General features: G+C 37.5%; 21 protein-coding genes. 8 read left to right on the top strand and 13 right to left on the bottom strand.

The window, feature by feature from the left end:
- Nucleotides 1–164 precede the first annotated feature (164 nt).
- Together MLD65_RS05295 and glsA are read right to left on the bottom strand one after the other, a co-directional pair.
- Complete coding sequence (locus MLD65_RS05295; RefSeq protein WP_243290836.1) at nucleotides 165–446, bottom strand: Fpa/YlaN family protein; 282 nt, start codon at nucleotides 444–446, stop codon at nucleotides 165–167.
- Nucleotides 447–604: 158 nt separating this feature from the next.
- On the bottom strand, nucleotides 605–1,534 hold the full coding sequence (gene glsA / locus MLD65_RS05300) for a glutaminase A (RefSeq protein WP_243290837.1): 930 nt from the start codon (nucleotides 1,532–1,534) through the stop codon (nucleotides 605–607).
- A gap of 172 nt (nucleotides 1,535–1,706) precedes the next feature.
- Between glsA and MLD65_RS05305 the strand changes: the two genes are divergently transcribed.
- On the top strand, nucleotides 1,707–2,204 hold the full coding sequence (locus MLD65_RS05305) for a peptidyl-prolyl cis-trans isomerase (protein WP_243290838.1): 498 nt from the start codon (nucleotides 1,707–1,709) through the stop codon (nucleotides 2,202–2,204).
- 61 nt (nucleotides 2,205–2,265) lie between these two features.
- On the opposite strand, the gene MLD65_RS05310 is transcribed toward MLD65_RS05305, so the two are convergent.
- Nucleotides 2,266–3,594 (bottom strand): PhoH family protein, encoded by a 1,329-nt coding sequence (locus tag MLD65_RS05310; RefSeq protein WP_243290839.1) that lies wholly within the window; start codon nucleotides 3,592–3,594, stop codon nucleotides 2,266–2,268.
- A gap of 156 nt (nucleotides 3,595–3,750) precedes the next feature.
- Here MLD65_RS05310 and MLD65_RS05315 point away from each other — a divergent pair, with 156 nt between their 5' ends.
- Complete coding sequence (locus MLD65_RS05315) at nucleotides 3,751–4,356, top strand: YhcN/YlaJ family sporulation lipoprotein (RefSeq protein WP_243290840.1); 606 nt, start codon at nucleotides 3,751–3,753, stop codon at nucleotides 4,354–4,356.
- Between the two features lie 32 nt (nucleotides 4,357–4,388).
- Here the strand turns inward: MLD65_RS05315 and MLD65_RS05320 are convergent, their stop codons facing one another.
- Nucleotides 4,389–4,844, bottom strand: coding sequence for a pyridoxamine 5'-phosphate oxidase family protein (locus MLD65_RS05320; protein ID WP_243290841.1), 456 nt, complete (start codon nucleotides 4,842–4,844; stop codon nucleotides 4,389–4,391).
- A 138-nt stretch (nucleotides 4,845–4,982) separates the two neighbouring features.
- Between MLD65_RS05320 and MLD65_RS05325 the strand changes: the two genes are divergently transcribed.
- The gene (locus tag MLD65_RS05325; RefSeq protein ID WP_243290842.1) at nucleotides 4,983–5,186 is read left to right on the top strand and encodes a YlaI family protein; all 204 of its coding nucleotides are present in this window, start codon (nucleotides 4,983–4,985) and stop codon (nucleotides 5,184–5,186) included.
- A gap of 57 nt (nucleotides 5,187–5,243) precedes the next feature.
- On the opposite strand, the gene MLD65_RS05330 is transcribed toward MLD65_RS05325, so the two are convergent.
- From MLD65_RS05330 to typA, 3 genes are read right to left on the bottom strand one after another with little or no spacing between them, the layout of a single operon-like run.
- The gene (locus MLD65_RS05330) at nucleotides 5,244–5,519 is read right to left on the bottom strand and encodes a hypothetical protein (protein WP_243290843.1); all 276 of its coding nucleotides are present in this window, start codon (nucleotides 5,517–5,519) and stop codon (nucleotides 5,244–5,246) included.
- The gene (locus tag MLD65_RS05335) at nucleotides 5,516–5,836 is read right to left on the bottom strand and encodes a YlaH-like family protein (RefSeq protein WP_243290844.1); all 321 of its coding nucleotides are present in this window, start codon (nucleotides 5,834–5,836) and stop codon (nucleotides 5,516–5,518) included. Before MLD65_RS05335 ends, MLD65_RS05330 begins: the two co-directional genes overlap by 4 nt.
- A gap of 22 nt (nucleotides 5,837–5,858) precedes the next feature.
- Complete coding sequence (gene typA / locus MLD65_RS05340; protein ID WP_243290845.1) at nucleotides 5,859–7,703, bottom strand: translational GTPase TypA; 1,845 nt, start codon at nucleotides 7,701–7,703, stop codon at nucleotides 5,859–5,861.
- A gap of 113 nt (nucleotides 7,704–7,816) precedes the next feature.
- Between typA and MLD65_RS05345 the strand changes: the two genes are divergently transcribed.
- A complete protein-coding gene (locus tag MLD65_RS05345) occupies nucleotides 7,817–8,002 on the top strand; it encodes a DUF5325 family protein (protein WP_243290846.1) in 186 nt (61 codons plus the stop codon).
- Between the two features lie 133 nt (nucleotides 8,003–8,135).
- Here MLD65_RS05345 and MLD65_RS05350 read toward each other — a convergent pair whose 3' ends face one another.
- Nucleotides 8,136–8,942 (bottom strand): inositol monophosphatase family protein, encoded by an 807-nt coding sequence (locus MLD65_RS05350; RefSeq protein ID WP_243290847.1) that lies wholly within the window; start codon nucleotides 8,940–8,942, stop codon nucleotides 8,136–8,138.
- 131 nt (nucleotides 8,943–9,073) lie between these two features.
- A complete protein-coding gene (locus MLD65_RS05355; protein ID WP_243290848.1) occupies nucleotides 9,074–9,262 on the bottom strand; it encodes a hypothetical protein in 189 nt (62 codons plus the stop codon).
- A gap of 300 nt (nucleotides 9,263–9,562) precedes the next feature.
- Between MLD65_RS05355 and MLD65_RS05360 the strand changes: the two genes are divergently transcribed.
- Nucleotides 9,563–10,180 (top strand): YktB family protein, encoded by a 618-nt coding sequence (locus MLD65_RS05360; RefSeq protein ID WP_243290849.1) that lies wholly within the window; start codon nucleotides 9,563–9,565, stop codon nucleotides 10,178–10,180.
- Nucleotides 10,181–10,527: 347 nt separating this feature from the next.
- Here the strand turns inward: MLD65_RS05360 and MLD65_RS05365 are convergent, their stop codons facing one another.
- Together MLD65_RS05365 and MLD65_RS05370 are read right to left on the bottom strand one after the other, a co-directional pair.
- Nucleotides 10,528–10,800: a UPF0223 family protein gene (locus tag MLD65_RS05365; protein ID WP_243290850.1), complete on the bottom strand. Its 273-nt coding sequence runs from the start codon at nucleotides 10,798–10,800 to the stop codon at nucleotides 10,528–10,530.
- A gap of 37 nt (nucleotides 10,801–10,837) precedes the next feature.
- The gene (locus MLD65_RS05370) at nucleotides 10,838–11,794 is read right to left on the bottom strand and encodes an NAD(P)H-dependent flavin oxidoreductase (protein WP_243290851.1); all 957 of its coding nucleotides are present in this window, start codon (nucleotides 11,792–11,794) and stop codon (nucleotides 10,838–10,840) included.
- 172 nt (nucleotides 11,795–11,966) lie between these two features.
- Between MLD65_RS05370 and MLD65_RS05375 the strand changes: the two genes are divergently transcribed.
- Entirely contained in the window at nucleotides 11,967–13,439 is a 1,473-nt protein-coding gene (locus MLD65_RS05375) for an aminotransferase class I/II-fold pyridoxal phosphate-dependent enzyme (protein WP_243290852.1), read from the top strand.
- Nucleotides 13,440–13,627: 188 nt separating this feature from the next.
- Here the strand turns inward: MLD65_RS05375 and MLD65_RS05380 are convergent, their stop codons facing one another.
- Nucleotides 13,628–13,756: a GapA-binding peptide SR1P gene (locus MLD65_RS05380; protein ID WP_243290853.1), complete on the bottom strand. Its 129-nt coding sequence runs from the start codon at nucleotides 13,754–13,756 to the stop codon at nucleotides 13,628–13,630.
- 205 nt (nucleotides 13,757–13,961) lie between these two features.
- Entirely contained in the window at nucleotides 13,962–14,255 is a 294-nt protein-coding gene (locus MLD65_RS05385) for a DUF3055 domain-containing protein (protein ID WP_243290854.1), read from the bottom strand.
- A 162-nt stretch (nucleotides 14,256–14,417) separates the two neighbouring features.
- On the opposite strand from MLD65_RS05385, the gene MLD65_RS05390 reads away from it, so the two are divergent.
- Nucleotides 14,418–14,804: a DUF1885 family protein gene (locus tag MLD65_RS05390; RefSeq protein WP_243290855.1), complete on the top strand. Its 387-nt coding sequence runs from the start codon at nucleotides 14,418–14,420 to the stop codon at nucleotides 14,802–14,804.
- Between the two features lie 81 nt (nucleotides 14,805–14,885).
- Nucleotides 14,886–15,221, top strand: coding sequence for a hypothetical protein (locus MLD65_RS05395; protein WP_243290856.1), 336 nt, complete (start codon nucleotides 14,886–14,888; stop codon nucleotides 15,219–15,221).
- Nucleotides 15,222–15,305 lie beyond the last annotated feature (84 nt).

The following is a 15,305-nucleotide window of genomic DNA, read 5'->3' on the forward strand; positions in this document are numbered from 1 at the left end:
AAAAGGCGCTTTTTGCCTTGATGGCGTCACGTTTTTACCCCGAGGGGAAAATCGGCTTTCGCTGGACAACGAAAACTTCATCAACCCTTGTGATTTTTTTAACATGATTGAAGTTCTTATTTTACAAAAAAACTCAAACCACCCGATATGGTTTGAGTTCTTCCTTATTTTTTCATAAATGCCTCATGCAATGCTGACAGTTCTTGTTCAAGCGTATCCAATAACGATTTACCTTCCGCTCCGTCTATTAGACCTAATCGTACAGCAAAATCAATTTCCCTCGATAACCCGAACATTTGTGTATCTAAAACCTCTTCATAAAGAGGACATTGCGGCATCGTTAAGTTGTCCATTTGGACTTTAATAAGTTTCATTATTTTATCAGCATCTGCTTTAAGAAGTGCTAACGCTTTTTCACGGTGGTCAATCGCAGTCTCAGACGCCAAATTAATCCCTCCGATCTGGTGCGCGATGATCTATTCTATTAATTAATATTAATGGGAATAGTAGAAAAATGCAAGAAATCCTTCACAATTGATGAAGCTCTTTTTCGAATCATTATTTTTTCGTTTCTTTATCATCATCATGTATATGTCCTATTTTATTAAAAAATGCTTAATGAATAAGTAGAAGAGATCAATTCCAGCAAATAAATACCTGCAATACTGTTACCGCGCCCATCTAATGAAGGACCGAAAACACCTATCCCGTATCGATTTGGGACAACCCCTAGTATGGCTCCTGAAACCCCACTTTTCGCCGGGATTCCGACTTTAATCGCAAATTCACCAGAAGCATTATACATCCCGCATGTCACCATGAAAGTTTTACAAAGTCTTGCAATATCTTTCGGAATGACTTGTTGACCTGTTTCAGGATGAACACCATTTAAAGCAAATACACTCCCGATTTTAGCTAAATCTACACAATTCATTTCAATCGCGCATTGTTTCGTATAAACGTCCATTAATGCTTCAACATCGTCCTCAATGATCCGATGCTCCTTTAAAAAATAGCACATCGATCTGTTTAACCAAGATGTCTCAAACTCAGATTGTGCCACCTTTTCACAATATGTAACATGGTCATTATTCGTTAATAATTGAATAAAGGTGATTAATCGCTCTAATTTTTCTTTGCTATCTTTTCCTTTAATCATATTCGTGACGGCTAATGCCCCAGCATTAATCATCGGGTTAAGTGGTTTTGACGGTTTAACGGTTTCAAGCTTTGCAATTGAATGAAACGGATCTCCTGTCGGCTCCATCCCCACTCGATTAAACACATATTCTTCCCCATGATCCATTAGGACAAGAGCTAATGATAAAACTTTTGAAACACTTTGTAATGTGAAGGTTGTTTGCACGTCTCCCGCTTTTACACATTCGCCTTCGATTGAAAAAATAGCAACAGATAAATCATCTTGATTGGCATCCGCTAGCGCTGGTATGTAATTCGCCACCTTTCCAAAGCTTGTTTTCTTTTTGGCTTCTATTACGTATTGAAGAAGCTCTTGATTCGTCTTACACAGCATATCGTTACCCCCTATTATTGGTTCTTTTCATGAATCATCGAATATTTTTTCCGTTTCATCTATTCCAAATATGAATTAGTATAGCTTAATAGATGTGACAAAATTCAGGAAAGCACTTATACTTGTAGACAGTACCATTTACAATGTTAATTTTTGTTTGGAGGGTAAGAACATGAAAGGGATTATTCCAGTAAAAGGGAAGGTCAAATATACGATTACACTAGACCCTGGCGTTTGGATTTTTGATGATCGGAGAATCGATTTAGATACATATTTTGACCTACATGAACAATCAGAAGATGAGGAATTAGCGTATATTGAAAATACGGCTAAACATTGGGAACGTGAAATACGTGAAGGAGCTGTATTTCCCCCTACGTTAAAAACAGAACGAAAATTTGAGAAGGAAAAAATACTCACTGGTTCATTTGGGATGAATTTAGCACCCTTTCTACAAAATGCAAGCCCAACAGAAGACGCATCAAAAGTCATTTTTCAAACAACGAGTGGAAATGTAGAAGTTCCAATGGAAAAAGCAAAACAAGCGATCCTTGCATTTAGCCTTAATGGTAAGCCATTAAAAGAAGACGGGCCTGTTCACGTTTATTATCAAGATGGATCAAACCGAAAAGATCCGATTAAAAACGTAGAAGCCATCGTCGTTGAATAGTGTTAATACAAAAAAAGCTGTCTATACGAACATTTTTGATCGTTAGACAGCTTTTTTGACATTATAATAAATCTGCCGCAAGTTGTGCTAGTCCAGAACGCTCTCCTTTAATGAGCTTCACATGCCCTGCAATGGCCTGTTCTTTAAATTTTTCGACTACATATGTTAAGCCGTTATTGTATTCATCTAAATAAGGATGGTCAATTTGGGCAGGATCTCCCATTAAGACAATTTTACTTCGTTCCCCTACCCTTGTTAAAATTGTTTTCACTTCATGTTTCGTTAAATTTTGCGCTTCATCAATTATAATGAACTGATCTGGTATACTTCTGCCGCGAATATATGTTAATGCTTCCACTTCGATGGAGCCCATTCCGGCTAAAATGGCATCTAATTCTCCCGGTTTTTTTGTATTAAATAAAAACTCTAAATTATCAAATATCGGTTGCATCCACGGCCTTAATTTTTCTTGCTTTTCTCCTGGCAAAAAGCCGATATCTTTCCCGACAGGTACGATTGGTCGGGCAACAAGGAGCTTTTTATACTCTCCTAAATCTTCTGTTTGCATGAGACCGGCCGCTAATGCTAACAATGTTTTTCCTGTACCAGCTTTTCCAATTAACGTGATGAGTGATAAGTCTCTTCGCATTAATAATTCAAAGGCCATCGTTTGTTGGACATTTCTTGGCTTAATTCCCCAAATGTGGTCGTAGTCAAATACGAGACGCTTTACGCACTTTCCTGTTTTATCGACAATGCCAATGGCCGATGCTGAACCGCCTAAAGCATCTTTCATCACGATAAACTGATTTGGATAAAATGGATGATTCGTAATTTCCGATAACACGAGCTCATTCTTTTCATAAAAGCGGCTTAAATTCTCACCGCTTATGTAAAGGTCTAAAAAGCCAGTGTAAATGTGATCCACTTCAACGACCCGATCGCTCAAAAAGTCTTCCGACACTAATCCAATAGCGTCTGCTTTTACGCGAACGAGCGCGTCTTTACTAACGATAATAACGGTTTTTCCGTTTTCTTTCGCTTCTTCCTCTAGGGATAAGTTTTTCGCTACTGCTAATATTCGATTATCATTCGTTTTTTCAACAAAAATGTCTTGTAGTTGATGGAATGATCGATGATTCAATTCAATTCGAAGCGTGCCACCATTTGGTAATGGGATTTTTTCATGAAGCCGACCTAGTTCACGCATTCGATCAATGATTTTTGATACTTGACGTGCATTGCGCCCAATTTCATCCATATACCGTTTTTTTGAATCGACTTCTTCTAAAACAACGGCTGGAATCACAACTTCATTATTTTGAAAGGAATAGATAGCATTGGGATCTTGTAACAATACATTTGTATCTAACACGTAGACCTTACCCAATCTTTCGCCTCCTGCTCCGAATAAATTTGGCAGTGCATCCAAATGCTTTAAAGCTTGGAAAAGTCCATTATTGCTAAAATATATGTATTTGTGCATAAAGATAGAAGGTTTATTGAACAATATTTATAAAACCGCTTCTAAGGAAGGAGTGTCATTATGCGATTTTTAATCATAGCTACGATCATTTGTATCACCTCCCTTCACGGATGCTCTGCAAACGAGAATGCTCGTGGTGATGTTCCAGATGAATATAAAACAAAGGTCATTACAGTAAAAGACTCTGTTCAAGAAAAGGTGGATCGGAAAACGGGACAACAAATTGCTCGACATTTAGTTGATTTAGCAAAACGGAATAAAGAAGTTGAAAGTGCAACAGCCGTTGTATTAGGTCAATATGCTGTAGTCGGCATTGATGTCGCAGGAACGCTCGATCGTTCAAAAGTCGAATCGGTTAAATATTCCGTAGCTGAAACGTTAAAAAAAGATCCTTACGGTGCGAATGCTGTTGTGATTGCCGATCCGGATACGAATGAACGAATTAAGAGCATGGCTGCCAGTATTCAAGATGGCAGACCGATCGGCGGCATTTTAGATGAATTAGCGGCCATTGTCGGACGAGTCATGCCAGATATACCGAGCGATATAATCGACAATCAAGAAAAACAGCCAACAAATCAAAATAATGATCAATTACAAAATGATCAAGAACAACAACTGGAAAAGGAACAGCAGGATCAATCAAACGATCAAATGAAAGAGTAGAACATAAAAAGCTTAGTCCGCATATGTGCGTACTAAGCTTTTTTCATCGCTTCTAATACTTGTTTGTCAAGGCGAGCAGCCGCTTTTTCATCGTATGTTTTTTCATACGAAGGCGCAACAGAAATTTTCGAGCCATAGAACATGACATCTCGAACTTCAGAAATCGATAACTCAAGTAAAGCAAGCTTTAACGGAACGTCGTCGAGCTTTTCAACTTTTACATGCGCGTGACCGACAATGGAGTATGTAGATTCATTTGCCCATAATGTAATAACTGTTGCCGGGTGTTTTTGAATATTCTCAACAATACGTGAACGATTGTCCACAGCAAAATAAACACGCTCACGATCTGGCGCATAAACCCAAGAAATAGCCGAAACATTCGGTGCCCCTGTTTCATGATCAATCGTTGCAACCGTTACATATCGTTCTTGTTGTAGACTTTCAAATAAAGGTTCAATTAACGTTGTTTCCACTTTATTTGCCATGATTCCACCTCCTACAACTTCCTTACTTCCATCATACATGTATTATATGAATTTTTTCAATAAAAAAATTATTTAGTGTATAAGAAAGAAACATGGTATACTTCGATTGAAAGCCCTTTAAGAAAGGTTTGAATGAAGATGAGAGTAAAATGTGTGCTTTGTGATAAAATAAATACCATTCATGATGAAACATTACTAGCGAAAAGATTGCGAAATCGTCCGATCCATACATATATGTGTGAAAAATGTCATGAACGAATTGCAACAAGAACAAATAAACGAATTGAATCGGGAAACTTTAAGTTGTATCGTGATAAAAAAACGGAAGAACATTGGTCGTGAATTAAAACAGGTAACTCAAAGCCCTTCAGCAAAGACTGAAGGGCTTTATCATTTTTCCTAATATTTTTCTGGTTCTGATTCGATTTGTGTAATGAGCATTTCCGCAAGTTCTGTTGGAAAGCGGTATGATTGCTTTTCATGTCCTTTCATGAAATTTACAACATACATATCATCATCTTTTTTGATTACGTCAATATTTGAAACAGAATGGTCTTCTAAAAGAATGGACGTAAAAAGTTGATACGTTTCTTCTGCAGCTTTGTCATGAGGTCGTCTTTCCAATACAAGCTTAATCGTCAACCAATTGAATATCGTATCTTGTAACGATCTCATGATTTCGCCTCAGCTTCCTCCTTTTTAGCACGGTATAATCGAACTTTGTAAATAATTAGAATTAATGCCGCTACAACAAGCCCTTCGGCAACAGGGAGAAAAATTCCTAAAAAGGAAAGTACAGTACATCCTAATGCTAAAAAGATATAAATAACCGCAGATTTTAATAGAGGCAGTTTTTTAGCAAATCCTAGTTTATACACGACGATAGATAAAACGAATATCGTCAAATAAAGCATCCACATTCCGAATTCAGGCTGTTCATCGACTCGATAAAGACTTGCAAAAAAGGATAACCTTTGTTGAACGTCCGGCATTTCTTCACCCCCAGTTCATCTTTTACGCTTTTTCTGCTAACTTTTTCTTTTTCGCCATTTTTTCGCGCTCATTTTTGTCTAATATTTTCTTTCGTAAACGAATCGATTGCGGCGTTACTTCACAATACTCATCTTCGTTTAAGTATTCTAACGCTTCTTCTAATGACATAATACGTGGCTTTTTCATCCCGACTGTTTGTTCTTTCGTTGCTGAGCGAATGTTCGTTTGTTGTTTTACTTTACAAATATTCACGACAAGGTCGTTTTCACGTGTATGCTCACCAACGATCATTCCAGCGTACACTTCCGTTCCCGGTTCTACAAAAATTGTACCACGGTCTTCTACCCCTTGAATACCATAAGAAGAAGCTTTACCATTTTCCATTGAAATTAAAACACCTTGACGTCTGCCACCTACTTGACCTTTTTGCATCGGTTGGTAGCTATCAAATGTATGGTTTAAAATTCCATAACCACGTGTAATCGACATAAATTCAGTCGAGTAGCCGATTAAACCTCGAGATGGCACCGTGAAGATTAGGCGAACTTGGCCGTTTCCGTTATTGATCATATCGACCATTTCCCCTTTTCTAGCACCAAGTGACTCCATTACAGCCCCCGTATATTCTTCCGGTACATCAATTTGGACACGTTCGACAGGCTCAGAGCGAATCCCATCAACTTCTTTTACGATCACTTCTGGTTTTGACACTTGCAGTTCAAAGCCTTCTCGTCGCATATTTTCGATTAAAATGGATAAATGAAGTTCCCCGCGACCAGAAACAACCCAAGCATCGGGTGATTCCGTCGGATCAACGCGCAAGCTAACATCTGTTTGCAATTGCTGCTCAAGCCGCTCTTCAATTTTCCTTGCTGTTACATATTTTCCTTCACGCCCCGCAAATGGACTATTATTAACTAAAAACGTCATTTGAAGTGTCGGCTCATCAATGCGTAATACAGGCAGTGGATCAGGATGATCAACCGGACAAACCGTTTCCCCTACATTGATATCTTCCATACCTGAAACCGCAATAAGGTCACCCGCTTTCGCTTCTTCGATTTCAACACGTTTTAAACCTTGGAAACCGAACATTTTCGTCACGCGGAAGTTTTTCACAGATCCATCTAACTTCATTAACGACACTTGCTCGCCAACTTTCATCGTACCCCGGAAGACGCGACCAATTCCGATACGGCCAACATAATCGTTATAATCAAGAAGCGCAACTTGGAATTGTAACGGCTCTTCACTATTGTCAATTGGAGAAGGAATATGCTCAACGATCGCATCAAATAACGATTGCATATTTTCTTCTTGACTTTCTGGGTTTGGATCTGCACTTGCCGTTCCATTTAATGCAGACGCATAGATGACTGGAAACTCAAGCTGGTCATCATTTGCATCAAGCTCAATAAATAACTCTAACACTTCATCAATGACTTCAGCTGGTCGAGCAAAGTCACGGTCGATTTTGTTCACGACAACAATAGGTGTTAAGTTTTGTTCTAACGCTTTTTTCAAAACGAAGCGAGTTTGCGGCATGCACCCTTCGTAGGCATCGACAACTAAAAGAACACCATCAACCATCTTCATAATACGTTCGACTTCTCCACCAAAGTCTGCATGCCCTGGTGTATCAAGGATGTTAATTCTCGTGTCTTTATATTGAATCGCTGTATTTTTAGCTAAAATCGTAATCCCACGTTCACGCTCTAAATCGTTTGAATCCATCGCGCGTTCCGCTACTTGTTCATTTTCACGAAACGTTCCCGATTGATGTAATAACTGATCAACTAAAGTTGTTTTCCCATGGTCAACGTGAGCGATAATCGCAATATTTCGTAAGTCGTTTCTTCGTTTCACAATGTCATCTCCTAAAATTTAAAATAAACCTAAGATATTATATCATATCGTTATGGAAAAGAAGAATATTTTCCGTTAAACTAAAGGAAATCATACATAAGGAGATGTTCCATATGTCAAATGGAAAAGGTTTTTTTCTACTGCTCGCTACATTAGGGGCACTATTTATCGTTTTTATCGGTTTTTCCATCGGAGCAAAAAGTATCGTCGGCCTCATTTTTTCTGTCATCGGAGTCGTTGCTATATTTGGAGTCGGATTTTCTTATAAGAAAAAGCTGCGTGAAAAAGGACTACTTTAAAGGGACTATCCGAAAAATAGTATTTACGTCCCGAAATCTAAAAAGATAGACCCAAAGAATGTTGATTTTTCAGCATTCTCTGGGTCTTCATTTTGGACTATTTTATCCAAATATGGACTTTTTAGAATGTTTTTTAAGGTTTATATTTCCCCTCAATATATTCTTTCATGACGGTTTGATGAATAACCGGATTGGCTACAAACACACTAGACTCTTTTAGAAAATCAATCGGTTTCCCATCTAATGTTGTTGTAATCCCGCCTACTTCTTCTACGATGACAATACCTGCTGCAATATCCCAAGGTGACAATCGCATCGTAATATACCCGTCTAGTCTACCTGTCGCGATATAGGCAAATTCCAATGCAGCTGAGCCGAACGATCTCGTTCCACGAACTCTTCGAACGAGCGGTGATAAAATGGAGGGGTCAATACGGTTGTTTTCTATTACCCACGTGGGATTCAGTGCTAAAATTGCTTGTTCAAGTGTAATATTTGTTGGTAGCTTTGGAATGGGTGTGTCATTGAGATATGCCCCCTTTCCTTTCATTGCATGGTACAGCTCGTCATGAACAACATCATAAATAAGGCCAATTTTCCCTATCCCATTTTCATAAATTCCAACGGATATACAAAAATTTCGTTGCTGGTGAACAAAGTTCATCGTCCCGTCAATCGGATCAATAATCCAAACAATCCCTTCCAATGCTTGAATATCGTGCCCTGCTCCTTCTTCACCTAAAATTTTATGATGAGGGTATGTATGTCGAATGTTCTCACAAAAAAATTTCTCAACGTCTCGATCCATATTTGTCACTAAATCATTAGGATTAGACTTCGTATGTATAGACAATTTTTCACTAAAGGAACTGCGTATTTTTTTACCTGCTTGTCTTACCCATTCCTTCGCTTTTCGGTCTATTTCTTGCCAATTTGTCATACTACCCCTACTTTCTATGTACCGGTCATTTATATTAGGATACTTTATGATTTTGTTCAAAATCAAGTATTTGTATGTATATGTATCGCTCGGAAAAAACGAACCTTTTTTCTGAAGGTTCGTTAGGTACACTATTTTGTTAATCGTATCCATTCATTACGGAGCCTTTCTAATTTTTTTATACATTCTTTTTTCTTTTCAACATTTTTTTCATTCATCGCATCAAACAAAGTAGCTAATTCATAATCCAATTCTAGCCGAACAACATTTAATCTGTTTTGTTTATCGTATTTTTGATTTCCCCTTATCACCTGTTTCACTGTTTCTTCTCCCCTTTCATCTTTTTTTCACGTTATCCCCTAAAAAACTAAAACGCTAATGTATGTTTCTATATCGTATGAAAAATTAAATATCGAGGGTACATCCATTGAAAATTTGTGCTACTACCTATTTTCTTCTCTCCTACCATTTAGAACGTACTATTTAAACGAAAAATTCATTTGTGATAAAATGTGTTTTGAATTCCTCGATTCATAGTAAGTTTTTTTCATCGATACGTTGTCCAAAATGAACAGCACAAGAAATGAATGAGATGCATTTCAGAAAGGTAGGCGAGAGCTTTGGAATTTACAGGGTTTTTTAAGAGTGATTTTCAAACATTTACAATTGAAGGTCTTGAAGCTAGAATGGACGCAATCCAAAAACGAATCCAGCCTAAGTTTCATGCAATTGGGGAAATTCTAGTAGATGACTTATCTGTTGAAATTGGGAATGAAATGTTTTTACATATTGCAAAACATGCTAGAAGAACGAAAAATCCACCGAAAGATACTTGGCTTGCCATTAGTGCAAATAAACGCGGTTACAAACAACATCCACATTTTCAGCTAGGGCTTTGGGACGATCATGTATTCTTATGGCTAGCCTATATTTACGAAGCACCGAACAAAAAAGAAATTGCTAAAAAGTTTCTCGAAAACATTGATGTCGTGAAAGAGACGATTCCAAGTGACTTCATGATTTCTAAAGATCATACGAAAAATGAAGCAATTCCAATGACAGAAGATGGACTACAAAAAACGCTTGAGCGATTTTTTGATGTGAAAAAAGGTGAACTTCTTATCGGACGTAAAGTGATGGCTGATGACCCTATTTTACAAAATCCAGAAGCTTTTATGGAATTCGCAAGAGAAACGTTTAAACAATTAATACCTTTATATAAATTATCATATGAATGAGATTCGACATCATGACTTTTTATCCGTCAAAATGCATTTTATTTATAAGATTTCTCTCTATTATACGTATGAAAGTAGTTTAAGGTTTCATTTGAGCGTGAATTTTTGAGAAGAACTTTGACTTTGCATTTACCCTTTTTGTTTCATGCTTTTCTACAATTCTAATATACTATTTCACCTTCATTTAGCAGAATACAGCAAACAAAAGGACAGTCCAACTTTCTTGAACTGTCCTTCTTTATACTATCACCATCATTTATACCATTTTGATAAAGGCAAAAAGCGCCTTTTCGTCGTAGGACATTTTTGTCTGAGGCTGAACAAGGCGCTTTCGCTTTTATGTACGATTATGACATTTTAATCCATGTACCGTCTTCTGATTCCCGTGCTTTTTTCACAACGTGGTAGGAAGAATAACTGCTCTCTTCTTGAAATTCAGCGAACATCTTCTTTTCTTCCGATTTACTCGGAACGATTTCTTTGAATCGACGGTAAACAGTGAGCATATCTTCTCTTTTAATCCCTTTTTCATATGCTTTTTCAACATACTCAAAAAATTTAATGACATCGATTACTTCTTGCGTTGACCAATCATGAGAAATTGGGTATGAATAGTCCATTTCGTTCACTCCATATTCACGATTTTGAGCTTTGCCTTTAACATGACCACTTAGAACGAATCTCATGTGCTTCATTTAAGATTCGTTCAAACAACTGAGCGACAGATGGAACGTCTTTGATTCGCCCCATCACTTGTCCAGCCCAGGCAAAGCCTTCATCTATTTTACCATCATAAATGAACTTTTTGTTTACTTCACCGCTAATAAGTGATTTCAAATCTTCATAAGTTCCTGACTGCGCTTCCATTTCTAATATTTTTTCTGTCCACACGTTATGAATCGCACGAGCAGGTGCACCAATCGACCTTTTGATAACAACTGTATCCGTTTCATCACCATTAACGAGCGCTTCCTTGTAGAGTGGATGTGCGTGGATACATTCTTTTGTCGCGATAAATCTCGTTCCCATTTCGATCCCTTCAGCACCGAGAGCAAAAGCCGCCATAAGCCCTTGGCCATCACCAATTCCACCAGAAGCAATCACCGGGATTGATACAGCATCTACGACTTGAGGAATAAGGACAAATGTGCCGATATCGTGCTTGCCTAAATGACCCCCACCTTCTTGACCGACAACCATGACAGCGTCAGCTCCTAACTGCTCGGCTTTTTCCGCTTGCCTTCTTGCTGCAACGAGAACGAGCTTTTTCACATCCACTCCTTCAAGCTGTTCAAAAAGCGGAGATGGATTTCCGCCCGTAACAGAAATAACCGGTACCTTTTCTTCAATAGCCACGTCGACCATATGGGAATAGGGACGTCCGTGTTGCCCAATCGCAAAGTTCACCCCAAATGGTTTCGTCGTTTTTTCTCGAACCTTTCGAATTTCTTGACGAAGCTTTTCAGGACTTTCTAATGACATAGCGGTAATTTGTCCTAATCCTCCTGCATTGCTAACAGCTGCTGCTAAATCGGCATAAGCTAAGTATGCTAATCCTCCTTGTATTATCGGGTATTCAATATTTAATAATTCCGTTACTTTTGTTTCCCACATGTTAATCCTTCTCCTTTCTCCGTACCATTTCGGTACAAATCACGATCAATCCTGCTTAAATACTTATGAAAAATACTTCTTTGCAAAAAATATGGAAAGTGCTATAATTCATTTGTTTTATTGTATATGAATTTTTTTGTATTAATTTGCATAATAAAGGTGGGAAAACGAATTGTCTCAACATGAAACACCATTATTTACTGGATTATTAAATCATGTTCAAAAAAATCCGATTCAGTTTCATATACCCGGTCATAAAAAAGGTGCTGGAGTCTTACCGGAATTCCGTGAATTTATCGGCCATAATGCGTTAGCGATCGACCAAATTAATATAGGGCCATTAGATGACCTTCATTCCCCGCATGGAATTATTAAAGAAGCGCAAGAGTTAGCGGCGGAGGCTTTCGGCGCTGATTATACTTTTTTCTCTGTTCAAGGAACGAGCGGTGCCATTATGACAATGGTGATGACAGTTTGCGGACCTGGCGATAAAATTATTGTTCCGAGAAATGTCCATAAATCCGTTATGTCGGCAATTGTGTTTTCCGGTGCAATTCCTATTTTTATTCATCCAGAGGTTGATAAAGATTTAGGGATATCCCACGGGATTACAATTGATTCTGTTAAAAAAGCATTAAAACAAAACCCAGATGCAAAAGGACTGCTTGTCATTAACCCAACTTATTTTGGCATTTCCGCTGACTTGCAAGTTATTGTTGAACTCGCTCATTCTTATGGCGTTCCAGTGTTAGTCGATGAAGCACATGGTGTACACATTCATTTCCATGAAGATTTGCCCCTTTCAGCGATGCAAGCAGGTGCGGATATGGCAGCAACAAGTGTTCATAAGCTTGGTGGATCGATGACACAAAGCTCCATTTTAAACGTAAAAGAAGGTCTTGTGTCCGCACAACGTGTCCAAGCGATATTAAGTATGTTAACAACGACTTCAACATCCTATTTATTGCTAGCATCGTTAGATACGGCAAGAAAGCAGCTCGCAACGATTGGACATGAGCTGATCGAGCGTGCGATCCAACTTGCAAATAAAACGAGACATGCGATTAATCAAATTGACCATTTATATTGTATTGGTGATGAAATTGTCGGATCAAAAGCTACTTATGATTACGATCCGACAAAACTCATTATATCGGTGAAAGACCTCGGATTAACCGGCTACGATGTTGAAGTTTGGCTTAGAGAACATTACCAAATCGAAGTCGAGCTTTCAGATTTATACAATATTCTCTGTATTATTACTCCAGGTGATACAGAACATGAAACGACGATTTTAGTAAATGCCTTAAAAGCGTTATCCGATCAGTTTAAACATCAAGCAAATAAAAGTGTTAAACCGTCCGTTCTTCTTCCAGACATTCCTGTTTTAGCACTTACACCGCGCGATGCGTTTTATGCCGAAACGGAAGTCGTACCGCTTGAACAATCAGCAGGACGAATTATTGCTGAATTCATTATGGTTTACCCACCAGGAATTCCAATATTTATCCCAGGTGAAATCATCACGGAAGAAAACTTAACGTATATTCAAAAAAACTTAGAAGCCGGTTTGCCTGTACAAGGCCCAGAAGATCAAACGCTAAAATTTTTACGCGTAATAAAGGAACATAAAGCGATTAAATAAGAAAAAAGGTTAGCACAATGCGGAAAATGTGCTAACCTTTTTCATAATTGGACGTACTTATTCCGATTTGTACTTACCTACCCTCGATATTTGCCAATTTCTTAAAAAATAAGCATGTGCCATTTAAGCACATGCTTCCCATTTACTATATAAAAATAACCCCTTTGTATTTCTCCCATTCACATAAACTATTTTTCTTGAACGTGGTTTTCTTGATTACAATCGCATTGATTGCATTTTCCGTACAAAGTCGTCACTTTTTCATCTTCAAAAACATCAATTGTGTGGTTACATTGTTGACATACAATTGTTCCCATTTTCCATTTCCCCTTTTCGTTTTTTAATAATGAAAGCGATTAATGATTTGTTAATTCTATAATAATATGTCACATTGAATCCGTCAAGCCTAAATTGTATGTCACAATTGTTTTTTTGTTTATTATTAATAGTGATATTCATAAAAATGACATGACTGTATTTTCTGTTAAAAAGATAAAACCTGACGCTACACGTCAGGTTCCTCTATTCATATTGTGTTTCAAATGGAATAATCGGAAGTGTATGTGATAAGAAGTCTGCAAGTTCTGAGGCTTGTTCTAATGAATCGATACGGAATAAATGCTGGAGGTGTTCAACATCTTCTAGATCCTTCATATCAAGGAGTGCGGATCGACCCGTTTGCATACAAATAACAAGAGGCTTACCGAAAAACATATGCGTAAAGACGATACCAAAATCAAAACGAACATCATTTGTTGTAAATCCGACGAAACGGACATTCACTCGTTCTGTTTCATCATAAAATTTTTCAACCAATAAAAAATCCCTCCTTTATTCATCCCTATAGTATTATTATAATCGAAAAGAGGTGAATATTCAAATTATTCAAACGATTATAGTTCGTTCAGTTGTCTTCCTTATTCCTCCGTTATACAATATAAAGAAGATGTTTAAATTTTCAAAAAGGGGTGCTGCTTTTTGAGAGACGAAGCGAAAATTACGTTAGTAGAAAAGTCTGTACAACAGACCATTACGTTACAAGATGTTGAACAATTACTTACATACTATAAAGAAATAACGGCAAAAACAGGGGAACAATTAAACTGGGGCTATGGAGAGTACGCCTTTCCTTATAAACTGCAATTAATTGATCATAAATATTATATATTAGCAAGCAACCAAAAAGACTATTCCAAAATGTATTTCGGAGTGGAAAATGATCATACGATTGTATGTATTCTTCCGCCTCGCGCAACATATGGAGATAAAGGAAAGGCCGTTGAGCTTTGTAAGTTTATAGCTAAAAAACTTGCAGGCCGACTTCAATTATTTAATGGACGGACGATGTATTTTTATAAACGGTAAATTCTCATTGTTTCACCGAAACGATTCTTGGTAAAATGGTACATGTCTGATTTTCTTATTAGGTGAAAGGGGAACCAAAAGGTGAACAAAAAAACGATATTTCTTCTCATTATTTTCAGTACGATCCTTACATTTTTGACACCGTTTCTTTTTGAAGCAAAATTCACACAACCACCATCCAATAACGTTGTGTATCATGGAACACCTTTTCCATTTTTCCAATCACCGTATGATTTCCCGGCTCATTTGAATCAATATCCGATCACGATTCCTTTTCAACTCAAGGGAGCAACTTTTTCGTTTGTACCATTTTTCCTTTCTTTTATGAGCATTTTCTTATTTGTTTTAGCTATTTTTTACCTAATCGGACGATTCTTTCAAAATGGCGGCTACGTAAAGAAAAAGAGTGAAAAATAGTGGCGGTCTAAAAAGTCTATTTCAGGGTATAATGCTTCAAAAGTAATACCCAAGGAATGCTGTAAAATCCACATTCTTTGGGTC

The organism is Bacillus sp. FJAT-47783 (assembly GCF_022808615.1).
In the GTDB taxonomy this organism is placed as follows: Bacteria; Bacillota; Bacilli; order Bacillales; family Aeribacillaceae; genus Bacillus_BZ.